The organism is Sphingorhabdus contaminans, assembly GCF_007280415.1.
In the GTDB taxonomy this organism is placed as follows: Bacteria; Pseudomonadota; Alphaproteobacteria; order Sphingomonadales; family Sphingomonadaceae; genus Sphingorhabdus_B; species Sphingorhabdus_B contaminans.
In genome coordinates, this window is the sequence record NZ_VKKU01000001.1 from 1,522,185 (window position 1) to 1,543,407 (window position 21,223).

The 21,223-nt window shown below is 55.0% G+C and carries 22 protein-coding genes; 13 read left to right on the forward strand and 9 right to left on the reverse strand.

Going from position 1 to position 21,223, the window contains the following annotated elements; all coding sequences use genetic code 11:
- Window positions 1-9 precede the first annotated feature (9 nt).
- The gene (locus FOM92_RS07345) at window positions 10-666 is read right to left on the reverse strand and encodes a Tim44/TimA family putative adaptor protein (RefSeq protein WP_246087185.1); all 657 of its coding nucleotides are present in this window, start codon (window positions 664-666) and stop codon (window positions 10-12) included.
- 261 nt (window positions 667-927) lie between these two features.
- Between FOM92_RS07345 and secB the strand changes: the two genes are divergently transcribed.
- The 4 genes from secB (at window position 928) to FOM92_RS07365 (ending at window position 4,880) form a co-directional block, all read left to right on the forward strand.
- On the forward strand, window positions 928-1,437 hold the full coding sequence (secB, locus tag FOM92_RS07350; RefSeq protein WP_143776091.1) for a protein-export chaperone SecB: 510 nt from the start codon (window positions 928-930) through the stop codon (window positions 1,435-1,437).
- Window positions 1,438-1,461: 24 nt separating this feature from the next.
- Window positions 1,462-3,048, forward strand: coding sequence for a murein biosynthesis integral membrane protein MurJ (gene murJ, locus FOM92_RS07355; RefSeq protein WP_143776092.1), 1,587 nt, complete (start codon window positions 1,462-1,464; stop codon window positions 3,046-3,048).
- A 3-nt stretch (window positions 3,049-3,051) separates the two neighbouring features.
- Entirely contained in the window at window positions 3,052-4,050 is a 999-nt protein-coding gene (trpS, locus tag FOM92_RS07360; protein ID WP_143776093.1) for a tryptophan--tRNA ligase, read from the forward strand.
- Window positions 4,051-4,220: 170 nt separating this feature from the next.
- Complete coding sequence (locus FOM92_RS07365) at window positions 4,221-4,880, forward strand: DUF4136 domain-containing protein (protein WP_143776094.1); 660 nt, start codon at window positions 4,221-4,223, stop codon at window positions 4,878-4,880.
- Window positions 4,881-4,883: 3 nt separating this feature from the next.
- Here FOM92_RS07365 and FOM92_RS07370 read toward each other — a convergent pair whose 3' ends face one another.
- The 4 genes from FOM92_RS07370 to mutM all read right to left on the reverse strand — a co-directional run bounded on the left by FOM92_RS07370 (window position 4,884) and on the right by mutM (window position 9,241).
- The gene (locus tag FOM92_RS07370; protein WP_143776095.1) at window positions 4,884-6,083 is read right to left on the reverse strand and encodes a zinc ribbon domain-containing protein; all 1,200 of its coding nucleotides are present in this window, start codon (window positions 6,081-6,083) and stop codon (window positions 4,884-4,886) included.
- An 84-nt stretch (window positions 6,084-6,167) separates the two neighbouring features.
- Window positions 6,168-7,598 (reverse strand): chromosomal replication initiator protein DnaA, encoded by a 1,431-nt coding sequence (dnaA, locus tag FOM92_RS07375; protein ID WP_425473368.1) that lies wholly within the window; start codon window positions 7,596-7,598, stop codon window positions 6,168-6,170.
- Window positions 7,599-8,046: 448 nt separating this feature from the next.
- Entirely contained in the window at window positions 8,047-8,310 is a 264-nt protein-coding gene (rpsT, locus tag FOM92_RS07380) for a 30S ribosomal protein S20 (protein WP_143776097.1), read from the reverse strand.
- Window positions 8,311-8,428: 118 nt separating this feature from the next.
- Entirely contained in the window at window positions 8,429-9,241 is an 813-nt protein-coding gene (gene mutM, locus FOM92_RS07385; protein WP_143776098.1) for a bifunctional DNA-formamidopyrimidine glycosylase/DNA-(apurinic or apyrimidinic site) lyase, read from the reverse strand.
- 154 nt (window positions 9,242-9,395) lie between these two features.
- On the opposite strand from mutM, the gene FOM92_RS07390 reads away from it, so the two are divergent.
- The 5 genes from FOM92_RS07390 (at window position 9,396) to FOM92_RS07410 (ending at window position 14,367) form a co-directional block, all read left to right on the forward strand.
- Window positions 9,396-10,127 carry a class I SAM-dependent methyltransferase gene (locus tag FOM92_RS07390; protein WP_143776099.1) on the forward strand — a complete coding sequence of 244 codons (732 nt, stop codon included), beginning with the start codon at window positions 9,396-9,398 and terminating at the stop codon, window positions 10,125-10,127.
- 52 nt (window positions 10,128-10,179) lie between these two features.
- A complete protein-coding gene (gene ubiB, locus FOM92_RS07395) occupies window positions 10,180-11,721 on the forward strand; it encodes a 2-polyprenylphenol 6-hydroxylase (protein ID WP_143776100.1) in 1,542 nt (513 codons plus the stop codon).
- 106 nt (window positions 11,722-11,827) lie between these two features.
- The gene (locus tag FOM92_RS07400) at window positions 11,828-13,093 is read left to right on the forward strand and encodes a bifunctional phosphopantothenoylcysteine decarboxylase/phosphopantothenate synthase (RefSeq protein WP_143776101.1); all 1,266 of its coding nucleotides are present in this window, start codon (window positions 11,828-11,830) and stop codon (window positions 13,091-13,093) included.
- The gene (gene dut, locus FOM92_RS07405) at window positions 13,074-13,523 is read left to right on the forward strand and encodes a dUTP diphosphatase (RefSeq protein WP_143776102.1); all 450 of its coding nucleotides are present in this window, start codon (window positions 13,074-13,076) and stop codon (window positions 13,521-13,523) included. The genes FOM92_RS07400 and dut overlap by 20 nt, the downstream gene beginning before the upstream one ends.
- Before the next feature lie 73 nt (window positions 13,524-13,596).
- Complete coding sequence (locus tag FOM92_RS07410) at window positions 13,597-14,367, forward strand: HesA/MoeB/ThiF family protein (RefSeq protein WP_342778171.1); 771 nt, start codon at window positions 13,597-13,599, stop codon at window positions 14,365-14,367.
- Here FOM92_RS07410 and FOM92_RS07415 read toward each other — a convergent pair.
- Window positions 14,364-15,068, reverse strand: a complete 705-nt coding sequence (locus FOM92_RS07415) for an NAD-dependent deacylase (protein ID WP_143776103.1) — start codon at window positions 15,066-15,068, stop codon at window positions 14,364-14,366. The two genes, FOM92_RS07410 and FOM92_RS07415, sit on opposite strands and share 4 nt — an antisense overlap.
- A 108-nt stretch (window positions 15,069-15,176) precedes the next feature.
- Here FOM92_RS07415 and dapB point away from each other — a divergent pair, with 108 nt between their 5' ends.
- The 4 genes from dapB (at window position 15,177) to FOM92_RS07435 (ending at window position 18,231) form a co-directional block, all read left to right on the forward strand.
- Complete coding sequence (dapB, locus tag FOM92_RS07420; RefSeq protein ID WP_143776104.1) at window positions 15,177-15,902, forward strand: 4-hydroxy-tetrahydrodipicolinate reductase; 726 nt, start codon at window positions 15,177-15,179, stop codon at window positions 15,900-15,902.
- Between the two features lie 90 nt (window positions 15,903-15,992).
- Window positions 15,993-17,072: a YjgN family protein gene (locus FOM92_RS07425; protein WP_246087223.1), complete on the forward strand. Its 1,080-nt coding sequence runs from the start codon at window positions 15,993-15,995 to the stop codon at window positions 17,070-17,072.
- Window positions 17,073-17,126: 54 nt separating this feature from the next.
- A complete protein-coding gene (gene nth, locus FOM92_RS07430; protein ID WP_143776106.1) occupies window positions 17,127-17,795 on the forward strand; it encodes an endonuclease III in 669 nt (222 codons plus the stop codon).
- Window positions 17,796-17,838: 43 nt separating this feature from the next.
- The gene (locus tag FOM92_RS07435; protein WP_143776107.1) at window positions 17,839-18,231 is read left to right on the forward strand and encodes a hypothetical protein; all 393 of its coding nucleotides are present in this window, start codon (window positions 17,839-17,841) and stop codon (window positions 18,229-18,231) included.
- A gap of 9 nt (window positions 18,232-18,240) precedes the next feature.
- Here FOM92_RS07435 and FOM92_RS07440 read toward each other — a convergent pair whose 3' ends face one another.
- The 3 genes from FOM92_RS07440 to FOM92_RS07450 are packed head-to-tail and all read right to left on the reverse strand — an operon-like array spanning window position 18,241 to window position 21,202.
- The gene (locus tag FOM92_RS07440) at window positions 18,241-19,014 is read right to left on the reverse strand and encodes an enoyl-CoA hydratase (protein WP_143776108.1); all 774 of its coding nucleotides are present in this window, start codon (window positions 19,012-19,014) and stop codon (window positions 18,241-18,243) included.
- Window positions 19,011-20,060: an enoyl-CoA hydratase/isomerase family protein gene (locus FOM92_RS07445; RefSeq protein WP_143776109.1), complete on the reverse strand. Its 1,050-nt coding sequence runs from the start codon at window positions 20,058-20,060 to the stop codon at window positions 19,011-19,013. Before FOM92_RS07445 ends, FOM92_RS07440 begins: the two co-directional genes overlap by 4 nt.
- Window positions 20,057-21,202 (reverse strand): acyl-CoA dehydrogenase family protein, encoded by a 1,146-nt coding sequence (locus FOM92_RS07450; RefSeq protein WP_143776110.1) that lies wholly within the window; start codon window positions 21,200-21,202, stop codon window positions 20,057-20,059. The genes FOM92_RS07445 and FOM92_RS07450 overlap by 4 nt, the downstream gene beginning before the upstream one ends.
- Window positions 21,203-21,223: the final 21 nt, after the last annotated feature.

The window sequence follows — 21,223 nt, forward strand, 5'->3', positions numbered from 1 at the left end:
GCCGGTGAATCAGACCGAGTCGGTTTCGTCAAGCTTCCAGTTACGGTCGCCGGATTTAACGTCCCGCATAAACGTCCAGATGTCATGCGTTTCCACTGCATCGGTCATCGAACCGCCGATGATGTTTCCATCGGCGTCCTTTACCAGTGCCGCGATATCGGCATCAAACCGAACCGTCACGCGCGCCATGGGATGATCGAAGGTAGCGTCCAAAATGCGCGCCTCGTCAATGCGGACCAAACGGTTTTCGAGAGTTTCACCGCGTTCCGAACGACCGTCGATCGCCTCGGAAAAGCTTTGGTACACGTCATCATCACAAAGGAAACGAAGGGCTTCCTTGTCGCCTTTCCAATAGGCTTCCAACACCATTTTATAGGCAGATTTCGAGCCTTCCAGGAAAAATCCGGCATCAAAGGTGCGATCGGCATTTGCAATGGCCCGTAGTCCGCTCTGCGCGGCAAGATCGGCCACGCTGACATCTGTTTTCGGCAGGGCCATACCCGAATCACCCGACGGCAGCGGCTGGCGCACCATTGTCGGTGTGCTCTCGATCGGTTGACGTGCAACAGGCTCTTGCTCATGTCCGGTGCGTTTACCAAGCACCGAATAGAGACGAAGTCCCAAGAAAGCTGCAACAAGAGCAAGCAATACGATAGTGAAAGTCACAACGCCTCCATGCGCGAAAAACATGGACGAATGATTAGCGCTGAATCCATAAAATCCGGTTTCAGCTCCGCCCTAGCACGCATATAAGCACTATACGGGATAGTTTCAAAGGGCTTTACCCAAAGAAACTTCCGTTCTGCCGCAACAAAACACAGCGATTGCCCTTTTTTCGTGCCCCTGCTAGGCGCTGCACCCAATCGCGGATGCGGCAGCGCATCCCGTTATCAGGCTCAGGCCCCAAACAGGAAAGCACTACAGAACATGGCCGAAGAAGAAGGCACAATCGTTTCAGAGAATATCAAAGCCAATGGCGAAGATACCGCACCCGCCGTCGGTATGCTCAATCAATATATCAAGGATTTGTCGGTCGAAAATCCACAGGCACCACATAGCTTCCAATGGGATGTCCAGCCGCAGATTGATGTTCAGGTCAACATCAAGGTCAATGCGATCAATGAAGAAATTCACGAAGTCGCGCTGACGCTTGTCGTCAAAGCGGAGAGCGAGCAAGGCGTCCATTTCTCGGTCGAACTTGAATATGGCACGCTGTTCGGTCTTCGGAATGTAACCGATGAGCAAGCTCATCCTTTCCTTTTCGGCGAGGCACCGCGCTTGATGTTTCCGTTCGCCCGCCGCGTTGTTGCGGATGCCGTTCGCGACGCCGGCTATCCGCCGCTTGTTCTTGAACCGATCGATTTCAATGCCCTTTATGTCCAGCAGATTGCGCAAGCCGCACAAATGGCAGAGACCCAGCCTGCTGGTGAAGCCTGAAACCGGGCTTAGGGGAACTGTGATTTGAGCCTGCTCAAGCACACGTCGACGATCGCTGGATTCACGCTACTTAGCCGGATTTTCGGCTTCGTTCGTGATATTCTGCTCGCTCGTGTGCTTGGCGCGGGTCTGGCCGGTGACGCTTATCAGCTGGCGTTCACTCTACCGAACACGTTCCGCCGCCTCTTTGCCGAAGGCGCATTTTCGGTTGCTTTTGTTCCCATGTATTCGCGGAAACTGGCGGGCGAAAATGGGGAGGAAGAGGCTGCGCGCTTTGCGGATGATGTTTTGTCGGTATTTATCTGGGTGTTGCTCGGATTTTCGGCTCTGGCAATGATTGCTATGCCCATCATTGTCCTAGGCTTGGCGAGTGAATACCAATCGGTACCAGGCAAGTTCGAACTGTCCGTATTCCTAAGCCGTGTCACATTCCCTTATTTGTTCTTCATCAGCCTGGTTGCGATGCTTTCGGGGCTGTTGAACGCAAGATCGCGTTTTGCACCGGGTGCCATCGCCCCCGTCCTGTTCAATCTGGTTTTGATAGGCGGCATTATTACGGGTTACCTCTGGCGCGGTGAAAGCGGCGATGACCAATATGTCGTTTATGCGCTGAGCGCGGCAGTATCCCTTTCGGGCCTTGTACAGCTTATTTATCTATGGTGGGCCGTCCGGCGCGCTGGTTTGAAGCTGCACATCAAGCGGCCAAAACTGACCCCCGAGGTCAAGCAACTGGGCATGGTCATTTTGCCAGCCACATTTGGCGCAGGAATTTACCAGATCAGCCAGTTCGTCGACACCTTCTTTGCAACGTCGCTGCCACAAGGGTCGCTGACCCTCCTCAAAATGGCAGACCGGCTGAACCAGATGCCGCTTGGTATTGTGGGAATTGCCTTGGGCACAGCCATATTGCCCATGCTCTCGCGCCATATTCAAAGCGACGACAAGGCAAACGCGCAAAATCTGCAATCCGATGCCTTTGAAATGGCCACGCTGCTGACTTTACCTGCTGCGGCGGCATTAGCAATTTGCGCACCTGCATTTGTGAATGCCTTTTTTGTCGGAGGAAAATTCAAGCCAGAAGACGGCGTCATCATGTCCTATATCACCATGGCGCTCGTTGCCGGATTGCCGGCCTATGTGATTGTCAAAATCCTCAACCCGGGATTCTTTGCCCGGTCCGACACGAAAACGCCGGTTTACACCGCCCTCATTTCGTTGATTTTCAATATCATCCTCAATCTGTTTGTCGTTCGTGCCTACGGTATTGTGGGCTTGGCGGCCGCGACAGCCTGTTCGGCAACTCTCAACTGCCTGTTGCTTTATGCTGTCCTCCACAAGCGGGGCTGGTTTCATTTTACCGCGCAATTGGGCAACCGAATCTTCCGCCAGCTCTTGGCAACAGCAGCGATGTCAGCTGCTCTGTGGTGGATGATGGGTATATTGCTCCCCAATTTCTCCAGCGACATCTTAACCCGCATAAGTTCGCTCATGCTTCTGGTAGGCGGCGGCATGGCGATATACTTTGCCGTGGGCTATCTTGTCGGCGCGCTTGACAAGGACCGTGTCAATCGCCTGCTTCGGCGTACCGGTCCCCCAACAGGAGAGGCTTAAAACATGCGCGTCGTTTCAGGCATCCAGCCAACGGGAAATCTTCATCTCGGTAATTATCTGGGCGCCATCCGCAACTGGGTGAAGATGCAAGATGAAATGGAATCGCTCTATTTCCTTGCCGACCTGCATGCGCTTTCAATGCCACATAATCCCGCAGAACTGACTGCGAACACGCGGGAAATGGCAGCTGCGCTGATTGCTTGCGGTCTCGACATTAACAAGGCCATATTGTTCAATCAGGCACAAGTCCCCGCGCATGCCGAATTACAGTGGCTATTGAACGGCACCGCCCGCATGGGCTGGCTGAACCGCATGACGCAGTTCAAGGATAAATCGGGCAAAAACCGCGAAGGCGCGAGTATTGCCCTCTTCACCTATCCGGTGCTGCAAGCGGCAGATGTCCTGCTCTACCAGGCTACTCACGTTCCTGTCGGCGAAGATCAGAAGCAGCATCTCGAACTCGCTCGGGACATCGCGCAGAAATTCAACAATGATTATGGCAACGGCACCGAGATTTTCACTTTGCCTGACCCCATCATCCCCAAGTCGACGGCTCGCATCATGTCGCTGCGGGACGGATCTGCAAAAATGTCGAAGTCAGATCCAAGCGACATGAGCCGGATCAACCTTTCCGACGATGCAGATACGATCCTGACCAAGATCAAAAAGGCAAAAACAGATCCGGAACCTCTTCCGTCCGAACCTGCGGGGCTAGAAGGACGTCCGGAGGCACAAAATCTTGTCGGCATTTATGCCGCTTTTGCAGAAGAGAGTGCAGATGCGACACTCGCCCGTTTCGGCGGCCAAGGTTTCGGTGCATTCAAACCCGCATTGGCTGAAATCGTCATCGAAAATTTTCGGCCCATCTCGGAACGCTTTAGTGCACTGAAAGACGATCATGAGCAAATCGATGCTGCTCTTGCCAAGGGGGCCGCAAAGGCCCGCGAATTGGCGGCGCCAACCTTGAAAGCCAGCTACGCGGCCCTTGGCCTGTTGCGTTAAGACCGGAACATAGCGTTCAAGATAAAGTTATCACTTTAACTTTGGAGCGCTGTTGTAAATGCAAGCTCCTGAGTTTGTCAGGATTAGTTACACCGCTGTTAAACAACGGTTCATCGACATAGTAACAAAATGCGATCATAACGGCCGAGTGCAACGTCGAGGATTCTAAAATGAAAAAATTTGTGTCGCTCCTTCTCGTCCCCGTCGCAATGTTGGGGCTCAGTGCGTGCGCAACTCCATTTAAGGCGGATGTGTCGCGTTTTCAGGAACTGCCTGCCCCACAGGGTCAATCCTTTACTATTCGCGCCGCAGATCCCGCGAACAATGGTGGTATCGAATTCGGCCAATATGCCTCGCTTGTTTCCACCGAATTGCAGGAAATCGGATATACTCCGGCAGCACCAGGCACGGTTGCGGATATGACGGTCACCCTAGGCTATGGCGTTGACCAAGGCAAAGAGCGTACCATTGTCCGTCAAGATCCCTTCTATGATCCCTATTGGGGGTTCAGCGGCGTATATCGTCCCTATGTCGTCCGGACGCGCCGGGGTGGCCGTTACATTGTCGGCTATTACGACCCGTTTCTGTACAGTGGCTTTAACCGACCTTATGATGTGGACAGTTTCACCGTCTACACAGCCAATATCGACCTGAAAATTGATCGTGCGAACGACGGCAAAAGACTGTTTGAAGGTAAGGCGGAAGCGAAATCGCGCTCCAACAAGCTGCCCCATCTGGTGCCTAATCTTGTTGAGGCGATGTTTACAGGTTTCCCAGGCAACAGTGGCGAAACTGTCCGAATATCCATAGCGCCGGAAGAAAAGCGCTAAACTTTAAACGCCGCAACCGAGCTCTGACTTGCCATAGGCCGCGCCTTCGCCGCGCGTGGCACTGATACCGGCGTAGAGCTCGGTTGACGGAAATGTCCCGTCAGCCCCTACGCGGTAGCCTTTGCTACGGAATGTTTCGATGACCTTAGCGGCCGGATCAGAGAAATAGAGTGACTGCGCCTCGTAATGCTGTCCGATGGCTGTCAGTGACAGACCCTCGAATGATCGTTGCAATTTGACATACGCACTTTTGCCTTCTGCGGCAGCATAGGCTTTCTCGCGCGCCTCTTCGTCGACAAATTCCTTACTCTCAAGCTCCGCCCATTGAGCGCGAAGTCGGGCCGCAATTTTGGCAAATTCTGCATCTATATCGCTACCGAAGCTGCAGGTTTGGGGATTGAAACGGATTGCTACTGGCTTCCCGCCCAATCGCGCCAAAATGGCTGCACCGTCTGCCAGATATCCGACGCCACCTTTGCCAAGCTTGACTTCAATAAAGTCATTCGTCGTCAGGCCAGCCAGTGTCAGTCTGGTCCCGCTGCTGACCCGTTCAAGCAGCCCACTAGTCGTATCGGGCTGTATCCAGATATCAAGCGCACTATCGGCGGTCCATACGCGGTCATTCAAGGGTTTCGATATCTCAGGCGGCTGGAATTCTGATAGATTTATAACCGCGATGAACCCTTTACCGTCGGAAAGTTCCAGCCATTCGCTGCTACCATCCATCCCCAATTTCACCACGCCTGTCACTGCGCTGCCTCGGGGAAGTTTTCCGAGGATTTGGCTGCCAACCGTGGTGGCACGGTCGCGAATATTGGCCTCGGTCATTGCGAACAACTGCTTGGATTCCAGGGTCGCATCCACCGCAGTGCTGGCCGTGGTTTTTTCTCCAGTGTTGCTTCCCAGATCGTCGAGAATGAAAAGCCAGAAGTAAAGGGCACCAACCGCCAGCACGCCGCCTGCGGCTACCGCGGGAAACAGCCAGCGTTTTTTTTGGGAGCTCGACTTAGAAATGGGTTCGACCTTTTCGGTGTTGGAGGCTGCTTCTAGACCGCGAATCGCTGCAGAGGCAAGGGGCACACTAGCCGGAGATGCGGGTTCGTCTGCAGCCGTTTCGACAGCGCCTAATGGCGACCCGCATTTGGAACAGTAATGCGCAGTTGGCGGATTGGCTGTGCCGCAAGACGTGCAGAATGTGACCATGTTTATCCCCCGAATCCGGACAGGATAGTGGATAAGCTGTGGATTAGCCGTTGAAAAGCGGTGTTTAAGCCGGGAAAACCGATGTTACGCTTCGAGCTGGCGCAACAGAGCGCGAACATCATTGTCCATATCGCTATCCTGTTTCCGCAAGTCTTCTACCAGTCGCACGGCGTGGATGACGGTGGAATGGTCTCGTCCTCCAAATTTCCGGCCAATTTCAGGGTAGCTGCGGGGTGTCATGACCTTGGCAAGATACATTGCCACTTGCCGCGGACGAACCACAGCGCGTGCACGACGCTTGGACGACATCTCGCTACGGTCGATGCGGTAATATTCGCAGACGGCACGTTGGATCTCATCGATGGTAATACGGCGACGACAAGCGCTGAGAATATCTTTCAATTGCTCTTCAGCCAAAGTGCGCGTCACGGGTTTACCCGTTAGTTGTGCATAGGCGAGAAGCTTGTTCAATCCGCCTTCTAGTTCACGCACATTACGGCTGATGGTACGCGCAAGAAACTCCACAACATCTTCACCTACCTGTGTGTCAGGCATTTGGGCGAGACGCTGTTGCAGGATCAAACGCCGCAGTTCGAGATCTGCTGGCTGAATATCGGCAACCAGACCCATCGACAGGCGCGACAAAATCCTTTGGTCAACACCGTCTAGTGCTTGCGGTGCACGGTCGGCTGCTACAACAAGACGTTTCCCTGCCCCGATAATGGCGTCGATGGTGTGCAGAAATTCTTCCTGCGTAGATACCTTACCGATAATGAACTGGATATCGTCGATCAGGAGAACGTCCACTGCACGCAGGCGCGCCTTGAACTCCATGACTTCCTTGCGCCGCATTGCGGTTACAAATTCCATCATGAACTTCTCGGCCGACATGTAGATAATCTGCGCGTCCGGATTAACCTCGGCATAGGCATGGCCAATGGCGTGCATCAAATGGGTTTTGCCCTGCCCGGTCGCAGCCTGAAGATAGAGGGGGTTGAACAGCGGCTTGTCCTTCGCCGCAACACGCTCCGCTGCACTCAGCGCCAGCACGTTGGTCTGCCCTTTGACGAAATTGGCAAAGGTCATCCGCGGATCAAGTGCCGACCGCACGGGCAATACTTCTGCCATATGCTGGGCAGCGGGCCGTTCGGTTACACCCGACGGACGCAGCATTTCCACGCGCGCGGCACCGGGACGGGTGCGGATTTTAAGCTGCTTGACGTTTTTGTTAGTCGAAACCCAGGCAAGCCGCAAACGGTCGGCATAATGGTCGGAAACCCAGCTTGCGGAAAAATCGGACGGCAGAAGCAGTTCCAAGGTTCCAGTCAAATCACAGAAATCGCCCAACGTAATGGACCGAATCCACTGCCCATAGATCTGCGCGCCCAAGTCGCGACGCAATCCGGAGGAAATTATCTGCCAATCAGCCTCAAGGCGCGTGGAATGCGCAGCTGCGGCATTGCCGTCTGTCGATTGACCGGAACTGTTTTGCGATACAATAATATTACCGGTCACCTTGTGCGAGCCCCTCTTTTCCACCCCTAGCCAGCACATCGAAACCGCGCGCTATCTGCCTTCACGTCAAGCCACAGAAAACCCCAGCCCACTTGTCGCCAAATGAAGCTCAATCTGTGTCCAAATCTCAATGTGAGGCACTGCCCGACTGTCGTCACGCGATGCTGGAAACCTTTTCTTAGACGTCTCCAAACGAGTCGAGCAAGGGGCGCATTGCAAAAAAAATGAAATAAATGCTGTTGACTCTGCGCAAGCCAAGCAAAAGCGTAAATTTATTTTTAATCACCTGTTTTAGCTGTTTTTTCTTCCGTGCAAAACGGCACCGATCTCCCGAATCGCGGGAAATCCTTGGGTTTGCTTTATGACAGCACGCCTAAAGAAAAACCCGCCTCAGTCAGGGCGGGTTTTACGCATTGGTATCCGACTGTCCGGACGAAGGTAAACTTGTTTAGGCGAGCGCGCCGACAGCCTTCGTCAAACGGCCAAACTTCCGCGATGCGGTATTCTTGTGCAGAACGCCCTTGGAAACTCCACGTGCCAACTCAGGCTGCGCTGCGGCCAGTGCTTCAGTAGCAGCGGCCTTGTCGCCAGCTTCGATTGCCGACTCCACTTTCTTTACGAAAGTACGAATGCGGCTGACGCGAGCGCCATTAACTTCGGTGCGACGCGCATTGCGACGGATACGCTTTTTTGCTTGCGGCGTATTGGCCATTTTAGTCCTCAAATTTCGTTAGATACGGGCCTCATCATGTGATGCTTACCCGTTGAAGGAGCCGCCCTTAGCCTCGGGTTTCAGATTCGTCAACCTGCAAATGCCCCAAACAAGCGCTCTAGCGTTGGCATTTCGCACAATAAAATGTGGAACGCCCTGCATCGACACGTCGCTTGACCAGCGCGCCACAATGGCAGGCGTCCCGTTCCCGACCATAAACGCGCCAATCCTTCGCAAAATAGCCCAATTCGCCATCCGGTGCCGCAAAATCGCGCAACGTCGAACCACCCGCCGCAATCGCAGACGTCAGTACCTCCTTGATGGCGCTTACCAGCTTCTCAAGCCGGGGCCTGCTTATCTTTTCCGAAGGTGCATCGGGCGCGATTCCCGCCATGTGCAGAGCCTCGCAAACATAGATATTGCCCAGACCTGCAACGATATTCTGATTCAGCAGCATCGCCTTGATTGGTGCTTTGCGCCCCTTTAGCGCCTTTTGCAAAACAACAGCGTCAAAGGCGTCCGAAAGAGGCTCCGGACCCATTTTTTCGAAAAAGCGGTAGTCGGACAATTTGCCGGTCGGGACGATATCGAGCGAACCGAATCTCCGGTGGTCGTTTAATGCTACGATGCGTCCTGTTGCGGTCTCGATCAGAAAATGGTCGTGTTTTTCCAATCCTGCCGGATCGACGCGCCACCGGCCCGACATCCCCAAATGGAAAATCAGTACATCGTCGCGGTCCGTGTAAATCAGCCCATATTTGGCACGCCGCCCTAATCCCGTGATTGTGGCGCCGGTCAACCGTTGGCGCAAATCCTCCGGAATCGGCCACCTGAGATCGGCACGGAATGTTTCGGCGCGCGCAATGCGCTGACCGTCGAGGACTTTGCGTAAACCGGCAACGGTTGTTTCAACTTCGGGCAGTTCGGGCATCAGCCCACGCTATGCAGGCGTACCCCGCAGTCTGTCCATTTCTTTATTGCAATCAGTGAAGGATTATAGAGAGACAATTCGGTCAAGCGCAGCGATGCTTTTTGCACGCATCAGCCTTTGCGGCATGCGCAACTATCGGCTAGGGACTTGCGCGATGACTGAAACTGTATCCTTTGGCTACGAGCAGGTGAGCCCTGAAGAAAAGACCGCGCGCGTTGGCGGCGTCTTTTCCAATGTCGCACGCAAATATGACATCATGAACGATGCCATGTCCGGCGGGATGCACCGTCTCTGGAAAGACAAATTCGTCCGGCGGGTGAAGCCGCAAGCGGGTGAGGACATTCTGGACATGGCCGGAGGAACCGGCGACATCGCCTTCCGCATGGAAAAGTCAGGCGCACAAGTAACTGTGTCCGATATCAATGAAGACATGCTGGAAGTCGGCATGGAACGGGCAATGAAACGCGGCATCGACACGTTGATCTGGTCACCGCAAAACGCCGAAAAGCTTACTTTCCCGGACAAGCATTTCGACGCCTATACGATTGCCTTTGGCATCCGGAACGTCACCGATATTCCCGCTGCATTGAAAGAAGCGCACAGGGTGCTGCGCTATGGAGGCCGGTTCTACTGTCTCGAATTTTCGACCGTCGAATGGCCGGGGCTGGCGCAGGCTTATGATATATATTCGGAACGCCTTGTTCCCAAATTAGGCAAGGCCATCGCAGGCGATGAAGACAGCTACCGCTATCTGATCGAGTCGATCCGACGTTTTCCCGATATGCAAAATTTCAAGCGCATGATCGGTGAAGCCGGTTTTGTTCAAACCAAGGTCGAACCAATCATGGGCGGACTTGTAGCGATACATAGCGGCTGGAAAGTGTGAAGATGCACTTTGGATCAACTCCCCTTCCCCGCGTGGGAGGGGCCATAAAAATATGACCCGGCCGGCGACCCACATTTTGCGTCTGCTTAAATGGGGGCGGATCCTTGCCCGCCACGGCGCGCTGCGCGCGATCGAAGCGGACCGTAACACCCCGCCGCAGGTAAAAAGGCTCTGCCGGATAGCGCGCTTTGGTACAATCCAGCCAAAGGTGCCGGATTATGCCGGCGCATTCCGGGCGATCGGTCCCGCGGCCATCAAGCTGGGCCAGACACTCGCGACACGCCCGGACATTATCGGGGTTGAAGCCGCGCAAAATCTGCTGATGCTTCAGGACCAGTTGCCGCCTGCACCTTTTGACGAGGTCTATGCGCAGATCGACACGAGCCTGAACAAACCCGCTTCCGAACTGTTTGAATATATTAATCCCGAAGCAGTCGGTTCCGCTTCGATAGCCCAGGTGTATCGGGCACGCACCACCGAAGGAAAGGAAGTGGCAGTCAAGGTTTTGCGTCCGGGCATTCGTGAACAATTTGCCCGTGATATCGAAACCTATGAATGGGCGGCCGCGCATCTCGAGGCTCTTGGTGGCGAAGCGGCGCGTTTACGGCCTCAACTGGTTATCGCCAACCTCAAAAGATGGACGCTGCGCGAACTGGATTTGCGTCGCGAAGCCGCCAGTGCCTCGGAACTGAAAGACGCCATGGTTGCGGTGGATGGATATATGATCCCGGCAATCGACTGGGATCGCACGTCGGGACGCGTGCTCACGCTGGAATGGATAGACGGGATAAAAATCTCGGATATCGAGGTACTTAAAGCAGCAGGTCACGACCTGAACAAAATGGCCGCAAAACTGGTCCTGACCTTTTTGCGCCAGGCGATATCCGAAGGCTATTTCCATGCCGACATGCACCAGGGCAATCTTTTCGTCCGCGCAGATGGCACTATTGTCGCGATCGACTTCGGGATCATGGGCCGGATCAACCGGCAGGCACGCTTTTGGCTCGCCGAGATATTATATGGCCTTACCACCGGCAATTATAAGCGTGTCGCCGAAATACATTTTGAGGCGCAATATGTGCCCAGCTACCATAATGTCGACGAATTTGCGACCGCACTGCGTGCCGTTGGGGAACCCACACGCGGCAAGCCAGTGAGCGAATTGTCCGTCGGACAAATGCTCGACAGTCTTTTCGCGATTACCCGCGATTTCGATATGCAGACCCAGCCCCATCTGCTCCTGTTGCAGAAGACGATGGTCATGGTCGAAGGTATCGCCACATCGCTCAATCCCTCCATAAATATGTGGGACGTGGCCGCTCCCTATGTCCGTGACTGGATCCGGGGCGAATTGGGGCCGGAGGCGATGCTCGCCGATGGCATCAAAAAGCAGACAGATACATTGAAAATGATTCCGGACATCATCCGCAGACTTGATGAACAGCTGCCGCGCAAGGGCGGCGCGCCGGAACCTCCTCCCCTGCCCCAGGTCGAGCTGATCTGGGAACGCCGTTCAGGCAGCGGATGGTGGCGTTATGCTCTGGTCGCCATCGTAGCAGCGGCATGTGGCGCCGCTGGAATGTGGGCGCTCTAATGCGCTTGTGCCGTGCCGGTTGGACAGTCCACCAGTGCACATTGCCGACAGCCTTGGCCAAATAATTTGCGTTGACGGCCTTCGATAGCGGATTAAGCGGTTAATCATGGAAACCAAACGCATCCTGCTAATCGTTTCGGGCGGTATTGCTGCCTATAAGGCACTCGAACTTGTGCGGCTGCTGAAACGGCAGGGCATAGCAGTGCGCGCCGTCATGACGCAAAGCGCGACGGAATTCGTAACGCCCCTGTCGATGGGCGTGATGACTGAGGATCAGGTCTATGGCGATATGTTCGACCTGAAAGAAGAACGCGAGATCGGTCATATCCAGTTGAGCCGTCAGGCTGATCTGATCGTCATATGCCCTGCAACCGCAAATATCCTTGCCAAGATGGCTGCGGGCATCGCTGACGATCTCGCCACAACCATATTGCTGGCTACAGACAAACCCGTGCTGGCAGTTCCCGCAATGAATGTCCGCATGTGGCAACATGCTGCAACACGACGCAATCTCGCGACATTGCGCGACGACGGTGTGACGATCATGGAACCCGATTCCGGCGCGATGGCCTGCGGTGAGTTCGGTCCCGGACGCTTGCCGGAACCGCCAGCTATAGCGGAACGCATTTGCGCGATGCTTGGACACGGTTTTGATCCGGCCCTGGCAGCAGGACGCGCTCCCACGACCCTGCAATCACAACCCGACTTTGCGGACATCGCGCACCGACCGCTTTTCGGGAAGCGTGTTCTGGTGACCGCGGGCCCGACGCACGAAGCGATTGATCCTGTCCGCTATATTGCCAATCGTTCGTCCGGCCGGCAGGGTTTTGCAATCGCTGCAGCGGCAGCGGAAATGGGCGCGGAGGTCACATTGGTGGCTGGGCCTGTCCATCTGGTTACACCGCCGGGCGTCATTCGTATTGACGTTGAAACGGCGCTTGAAATGCATGCGGAAGTCGAAAAGGCCCTGCCGAGCGATGTGGCTATCATGGTTGCAGCGGTTGCCGACTGGCGGGCGTCGGACACACCAGACCAGAAAATAAAGAAAGATGGCAAAGGCATCCCGCCCCTGACATTAACCGAAAACCCTGACATCCTTGCAAGCCTTGCGAAGCATAAGAACAGACCCGGACTGCTGATCGGATTTGCTGCAGAAACGGAAAAGATTGTCGAGCATGCGCAAGCGAAACTGGCGAAAAAGGGATGTGACTGGATTGTGGCCAACGACGTATCAGGCGATGTCATGGGGGGTGCGAATAATGCCTTTCACATCGTCACAAAAGAGGGGGTCGAAAGTTGGCCCGATAGTCCGAAAGACGTCATTGCCCGCAAATTGATGGAAAGGGTTGCCGATGCGCTCGCCCAAGGTTGAAGTACAGGTTAAGCGGCTGAACCACGGCGCAGGCCTGGCAATGCCTGACTATGCCACGGCCGGGGCCGCCGGAATGGACATCTGCGCCGCCGAAAGCCTTACTCTGCGCGTCGGCAAGCGTCATGCTGTGGCTACCGGTTTCGCCTTTGCCATTCCTGAAGGCTATGAAGTCCAGGTGCGCCCGCGTTCGGGCCTTGCCCTCAAACATGGCATTACCTGTCTCAATACCCCTGGCACCATCGACAGCGATTACCGCGGCGAAGTGAAAGTCATTCTGGCCAATCTGGGTGAGGATGATTTCCCGATTGCCAAAGGTGACCGAATTGCCCAAATCGTGGTCGCCCCTGTCACGCATGCCACAATGGTTGAAGTCACTGAACTGGACGACACAGAACGTGGTGCAGGAGGCTTCGGTTCTACAGGTGTATGAACGCCCAAAACTTGACCGTTCCATTTGCCCGTCCGGCATGTAGATTTACCTTCATTTTGCTCTATAGCGCCGAATGATGGCTGAACTGTCCGACCACCAACTTGATCGTTATGCCCGGCATATTGTCTTGCGCGACATTGGCGGTGCGGGACAAACCCGATTGCTGGACAGCCACGTCTTTCTTATTGGTGCAGGGGGTATTGGCAGTCCCGCAATCCAATATCTCGCGGCGGCCGGTGTAGGTACCATCAGCGTTGTTGACGATGATGTTGTGTCCCTTTCCAATCTGCAGCGGCAGGTGTTGTACAGCGAGACCCAGATTGGCGAGGCCAAAGTCGCCGCGGCAGCAGCGGCAGTTGAGAGGATGAACCCGGATGTCACCTTCCACGCAATCCGAAGTCGGATTGACCGCGAAACCTCGCCGGATATTCTCAAGGATATCGATGTGGTTATCGACGGCAGCGACAATTTCGCGACCCGCCTCATCGTCAATGACCTATGCTTAGCCGCACATGTCCCGCTCGTCAGTGCAGCCATCGGCCAGTTCCATGGACAGATCGGTACCTTTACCGGATGGCAGGAGGATGCTCCCTGTTACCGCTGCTTTGTAGGCGATGCCCATGACCCCGACGATTGCGATGATTGTGCCACCCAAGGGGTTTTGGGCGCAATGTGCGGCCTGATGGGGAGTTTCGCCGCGATGGAAGCGATCCGTTCACTCACGGGCTTTGGTGACAATCAAAAGGGCAGGCTGCACATTTTTGACGGAATGACGCCCTCCATGCGCAGCATCAAATTGCCCAAAGATCCTGCATGCGGCAGCTGCGGCGTACAAAAAGCCTAATATTGTTGTTGTCTTAGCATCTGTTCTACCCAGGCCGGCACAATTTCGGTCGCGGGTCCATGCCGGCTTTCGTCGAACCAATGGCTGCCCTGACTTGGTTCAAGATTGAGTTCAAGTGTTCGGACGCCCTGCTCACGCGCCTCACGGACGAAGCCGGCGGCGGGATAGACGGCGCCTGACGTTCCAATACTGACAAACAGATCGGCGCGGTTCAATGCGGCGTAAATTTCGTGCATTCGGTACGGCATTTCGCCGAACCAGACAATGTCCGGCCGCATCCGTCCGGCTATACCGCAGGCTGGGCAAGCCGGACGGTCGATGAGCTTCCCATACCAGCGATGCCGGCCGTCACAGGCAAGACACCAGGCGTTCAGATGTTCGCCATGCATATGCAAAAGGCGCCCGGCCCCTGCACGCTCGTGCAGATCGTCCACATTTTGCGTGACGATAAGAAGACCGCCTTTCCATTCCGCATCCAATTGGGCAAGCGCCTGATGGGCCGCGTTGGGTTCCACTTCCTGGATACGGGCCCGCCGCATATCGTAAAAACGCAACACAAGTTCCGGATCGCGCTCAAACGCTTCGGGCGTGGCAACATCCTCAACCCGATGCTGTTCCCACAATCCGCCCGCGCTGCGAAAAGTATCGATACCGCTTTCGGCACTGACACCCGCACCGGTCAGGATTACAATGTTGCGTATTTCTTTTACCTATGTCCCAATCTTAAGCCGAACTTGTTTCAGCATGCTAATCTAGTAAGACCTTGGATTGAAATCACCAGTGGTGAAACAGGTTCGGGAAAAAGAGCGATGAAAATTGGCATTATCGGCAGCGCAGGGCGTATGGGGCATGCATTGGTGGCAGCAATTGCCGAAGCTGGCCAGGACTATGCAGGTGGTGTCGACAAAGGTGACGATTTGACGGCATTGGTCGCGGCGTCGGATGTGCTGGTCGACTTTTCCAGTCCACATGCTTTGGAAGCGAACCTGGATGCCTGCGTCGCGGCCGGAAAACCCATAGTGATCGGCACTACCGGCCTCGAAGAACGCCATCATTACCTGATCGACGATGCCGCACGTGACATTGCTGTTTTGCAGACCGGCAATACGTCGCTGGGTGTCACCATGCTGGCAGCACTTGTTCAGCAAGCTGCCGCTCAATTGGGCGATGACTGGGATATAGAGATTGTCGAAATGCATCACCGACACAAGGTCGATGCGCCCTCCGGCACCGCTACGCTGCTGGGTGAAGCAGCGGCAAAAGGACGCGCGATCGACCTTAAATCGCATAGCGAAAGAGGCCGTGATGGAATTACGGGTGCCCGGAAAGCCGGAAATATCGGGTTTGCAAGTTTGCGCGGCGGAAGCGTTGCCGGTGACCATAGTGTTATTTTCGCGTCGGACAACGAACGCATCGAATTGATCCACCGCGCGGAAAATCGGGCCATATTTGCCACAGGCGCGGTAAAAGCAGCCTTATGGCTGACACAACAGAAAGCCGGGCGATACAGCATGCCGGAGGTTTTGGGGGTCTGACCGGTTTATTCCAGCGACGCCAAATGGTTATAGACATTTGGTTCGGAAAGATTACCCATAGCAAGGGGCTTCGGGGGTTGTCTTGTGGATATGGAAATCGAACCAGAGCAGCGCTTTGGCTTTAGCGGCAACTGGCGCGAATTTGCTCCAATCGCATTGTCAAATGCGCTTCTGACACTTGTTACATTGGGGATTTACCGTTTCTGGGCGATCCGGCGTGAGCGCGAATATCTCTGGAGTCATACATGGTTTCTGGATGAGTGGCTGGAATGGACCGGAACGGCAAAAGAGTTGTTCGTCGGTTTCATATTTGCCGCAATCCTGCTTGGTGGACCATTGCTTATTTTGCAGTTCGGTATTCAGGCCCTTGCCTTTCGAGGATATGGAACCGCCGCCATTGCCGTCAGTGTTGCGACGCTCCTGTTCTTCAATTTTGTAGTCGGTGTCGCGCGCTTTCGGGCGCTGCGCTACCGCCTCAACCGTACATATTGGAAGGGAATCCGGGGCGGGTCCGATGAACCGGGATGGGCCTACGGCTTTTCCAACCTGTGGAAATGGGTCGCCAATTATCTCAGCCTAGGTTCCGCCGTTGCATGGTCCATGACGACGTTGTGGAACGACAAATGGAACCAGATGAGCTTCGGGAACATCCCTTTCCGGTCCACAGCAAAGGTGCGACCTGTGCTCGTACCGTTTATCTGCCTGTATCTGACGCCGATCCTTCTGATGATCGTCACGGTCACTTATATTTTGGTGCAGGGGACAATGATCCAGGGTGTGTATGTCTTTATCGATGCGCCGCCCGCGATCAGGCTGGCATTTTTTCTGTTGATTACATTCCTGATCTACACGCTGATTTCGCTGATTTTTGTCATCTACTATGCCGCCTTTTTCCGCAATGCGGTGTCCCAATTGTCCTGGGGTGATCTGCGTTTCTCGTTCGAAGCGGAAGGCGGGGAATGGTTTATGCTGTTTCTAGTGGACGCACTGATCATCATCGCAACCCTTGGAATTGGCACCTTTTTCCTAGGCTACCGCCACTGGGCCTTTTTTGCCAAGCATATGGCCGTCCACGGCGAACTGGACGGAACGGTGCTGCAACAAACCTCCACACGTAGTGAAAAATATAGCGACGGTTGGCTGGACGCGATGGATATTGGGGCATTCTGATTTACCTAAATTCGGCTATGTGCTCATGTGTTTCGTGACCCTACAAGGCGATGTATGAAAAAGGCCGATATCTTTGAATTTTACCGGCGTCTTGCCGAGGCTAACCCTGCACCGGAAACCGAGCTGGCTTATGGCAATGTGTATCAATTGCTGGTTGCGGTCGTATGTTCGGCGCAATCTACAGATGTCGGGGTAAACAAGGCAACAAGGCGGCTGTTTGAGGATGTAAAGACGCCCGCACAAATGGTGCAGTTGGGCGAGGCAGGGCTGAAAGAGCATATAAAGACAATTGGCCTGTTCAACGGAAAGGCCAAAAACGTCATCGCCTTGTCGGAAATCTTGGTTCGCGAACATGGTGGAGAGGTGCCAGCCGACCGCGACGCGCTGGAGGCCTTGCCTGGGGTCGGCCGAAAAACGGCAAATGTGGTCATGAACACGGCATTCGGTGCCGAAACCTTCGCCGTCGACACGCATATATTCCGCGTCGCCAACCGCACTGGTCTGGCACCCGGCAAAACGGTCCTTGCGGTGGAAAAAGCGCTCGACAAGCGGACGCCTCATCCTTTCCGGATCGGGGCGCACCATTGGTTGATCCTGCACGGTCGATACATCTGCAAGGCACGGACGCCCGAATGTTGGCGCTGTCCGGTCGTGGACCTGTGTCGGTTCAAACCGAAGACGCCAGCACCAAAGGGCAAGTCAGCCCCTATTCAGGTGGAATGAGACATTAGAACCACGCGACCGTGATAAACTCGGGAGAATCAAGATGAGAACATCATTTATAGGAGTAGCCGCCCTCGCGCTCCTGACAGGTGGCGCAACAGCAGGTATTTCGGCAAAGAAAGAACCGGCCCCGGTTCGTGCGGTGGGTGAGCCGGTTAATTGCGTATCCTTGAACCAGATACGTTCAACGAAGGTGATCGATAACAGCACCATCGATTTCAAAATGGCAGGGGGCAAGATCTATCGAAATTCACTGCCCAGCAGTTGCCCCGGTCTGAAATTTGAGGACCGCTTTTCATACCGCACGTCACTCAACCAGCTCTGCAATGTAGATATCGTGCGCGTGCTGCACGATTATGGCGGTCGCCTGACAGAGGGTGTGGGCTGCGGACTTGGGAAGTTCCAGCCGGTCGAGAAAATCAGTTCGGCGCCTTAAGCCCTTCGCTTATCTGCCCGTCCATTTGCCTGGCCGCTTTTCGACGAAGGCGGCCATGCCTTCTTTCTGATCTGCCGATCCGAACAGGCCGTGAAACAGGCGGCGTTCAAAGACAACGCCCTGTTGCAACGTCGTCTCAAATGCTGCGTTCACCATTTCCTTTGTTGCAAGCGCGGCGAGCGGAGCCATTGCTGCAATTGCTTCGGCGGTTTTCACGGCCTCATCAATCAGATCGGCAGATGGAACAACCTTTGCCACCAGACCCGACCGCTCTGCTTCTGCCGCGTCCATCATGCGGCCTGTCAGACACATCTCCATGGCCTTCGCCTTACCAATTGCGCGTGTCAGCCGCTGAGATCCACCCATGCCTGGAGTTACGGCCAGCTTGATTTCCGGCTGGCCGAATTTGGCATTGTCGCCTGCTATGATGAAATCAGCCATCATGGCCAGTTCGCAGCCACCACCCAGTGCAAAGCCGTTGACCGCAGCGATCCACGGTTTGCGTGTCGCGGTTACCTTGTCATATCCGGCGAAGAAATTTGCGCCATACATGTCCGCAAAGGACTGAGACGCCATCTCCTTAATGTCTGCCCCTGCGGCAAATGCCTTTTCACTGCCGGTTAGCACGGCGCAGCGCTGACTATCATCCGCATCAAAGGCCGCGAAAGCTGAAATGAGGTCGGCCAGCAACTGGCTATTCAGCGCATTCAGCGCTTGAGGCCGGTTCAGGGTGATGAGCGTAACAGCACCGCGTTGTTCGACGATCAGGGTTTCATAGGTCATAAAGGCTTCCATTCTTCATCATCGGGCAGCGGCGCAAATATGGTGTCGAGCAGCGCGTCCGTGACATCCTCCGGCTGGGCAGGATCCCACTTGGGCGCGTTGTCCTTATCGACGATGACCGCACGCACGCCTTCGGCAAAATCAGGGCGGGTCAGGACACGACTTGCAATGCGGTATTCCATGGCCATATTGTCCGCAAAATCCTGCAGTTTCGCGCTTTCGGCCAGTTGGCGCAGCGCCACCTTGCATGTCTGCGGACTTTTGGACCGCAGCGTCGCCGCCTCCCGCATTGCCCAATCGCTGTCGTCTGCATCAAGGCTGGAAAGTATGTCTTCAAACCTGTCCGAGGCAAAGTGACGGTTTATCTGGAACAGCGTTTCGACAATCTTGGATGGAGGCGGCGTGACCGCCAATGTTCCCAAAATACCATCAATACGTTCGACATCCTCAACCGAAATGCGCGCCTTGGCTTCGGCCAATGCTTCACTCGGAACATAATGCGATGCCAGACCAAGCGCGAGGCAGCCCGGCCCTGCGATCCGCGCGCCGGTCAGTGCAAGAAACTGACCGACCCGTCCCTCCAGCCGTGACAGATACCATCCACCACCTACGTCGGGAAACAGACCAATGCCCGTCTCCGGCATAGCAAAGCGGGTATTTTCGGTTGCCACCCGGAACCGTGCAGGCTGGCTTATACCTACACCGCCGCCCATGGTGATACCGTCCATGAAAGCGACCACTGGCTTGGGATAGGTGAACAACAGGTGATTGAGCTGATATTCATCATGGAAAAATTGCCGGCCCGATTTTCCCGCATCGTTCAATGCCGAATTGCGGAGGAAAGCGATATCGCCGCCTGCACAGAATCCGCGACCTTCTGCATGATCGATGATGACGCACTTCACCTTTTTCGATGTCCGCCACTTGACCAGTATATCGGTCATCGCGTGCACCATATCCAGCGTGAGGGCGTGCAACGCCAACGGCCGGTTGAGGCTGATGATACCGGCGTGCCCCTCAATCCGCGTCAAAACATCCTGTGTCATTGACGTAACAGATCCCGACCAATGATCATGCGCATGACCTGGTTGGTACCTTCCAAAATTGAGTGAACCCGCAAATCGCGCCAGAAACGCTCGATGGGATAATCCCGCAAATATCCATAGCCGCCAAAAAGCTGCAGCGCCTTATTGACGATTTCGCTGCCGCTATCTGTAGCAAGCCGCTTGGCCATTGCCGAAAAACGTGACTTGTCCGGTGCGTTGGCGCTGACCTTGGCCGCCGCCATATACAACAGGGCACGGGCTGCTTCGAGGTCGGTGGCCATGTCGGCGAGCATGAACTGCGTATTCTGGAAATCGGCGACTGGTTGTCCGAACTGCTGGCGTTCCTTGGTATATTTGATCGCCTCGTCAAGGCAACGCTGCGCGCCACCAAGCGAACAGGCGCCGATGTTCAGCCGCCCACCGTCCAGCCCCATCATCGCAAAGCGGAAGCCATCCCCTTCGGCGCCCACGCGGTTCGCGACGGGAACGCGGCAATCTTCAAATATGACCTGAGCCGTCGGCGAGGAATTCCAGCCCAGTTTCTTTTCAGGCGCACCAAAGCTCAGCCCGGGTGTATCCTTCTCGACAACAAGGCAGCTAATCCCTTTTGCACCGTTGTCGCCCGTACGGACCATCACGACGTAGACATCATTATAGCCCGCACCGCTGATAAACTGTTTCGTACCATTCAGGACATAATGATCGCCATCAAGCCGCGCGGTCGTCTTCAGCGCCGCTGCGTCTGATCCGCTACCCGGCTCGGTGAGGCAATAGGACGCGATCTTGTCCATAGTGACCAGCTCGGGCAAGAACCGGGCCTTCAGCTCGGCACTGCCAAAGCAGTCGATCATCCACGACGCCATATTGTGGATGGAAACAAAGGCACTTGTCGAAGGACAGCCATAGGCCATTGCTTCCATGATCAGGGCGGCTTCCAGCCGGCCAAGTCCCGTACCGCTTGATTCTTCGGAAACATAAATGGCACCAAAGCCAAGCTGGCCCGCGGCTTTCCAGACGTCGACGGGATAATGGCTCTTTTCATCCCATTCCGCTGCAAAAGGCGTAATGGCATCTGCCGTGAACTTGCGCGCCATGTCCTGGATGGCAACCTGATCTTCACTAAGGTCAAATTGGTTCTGCATGGGGGCGCCGTAGCACCCCGA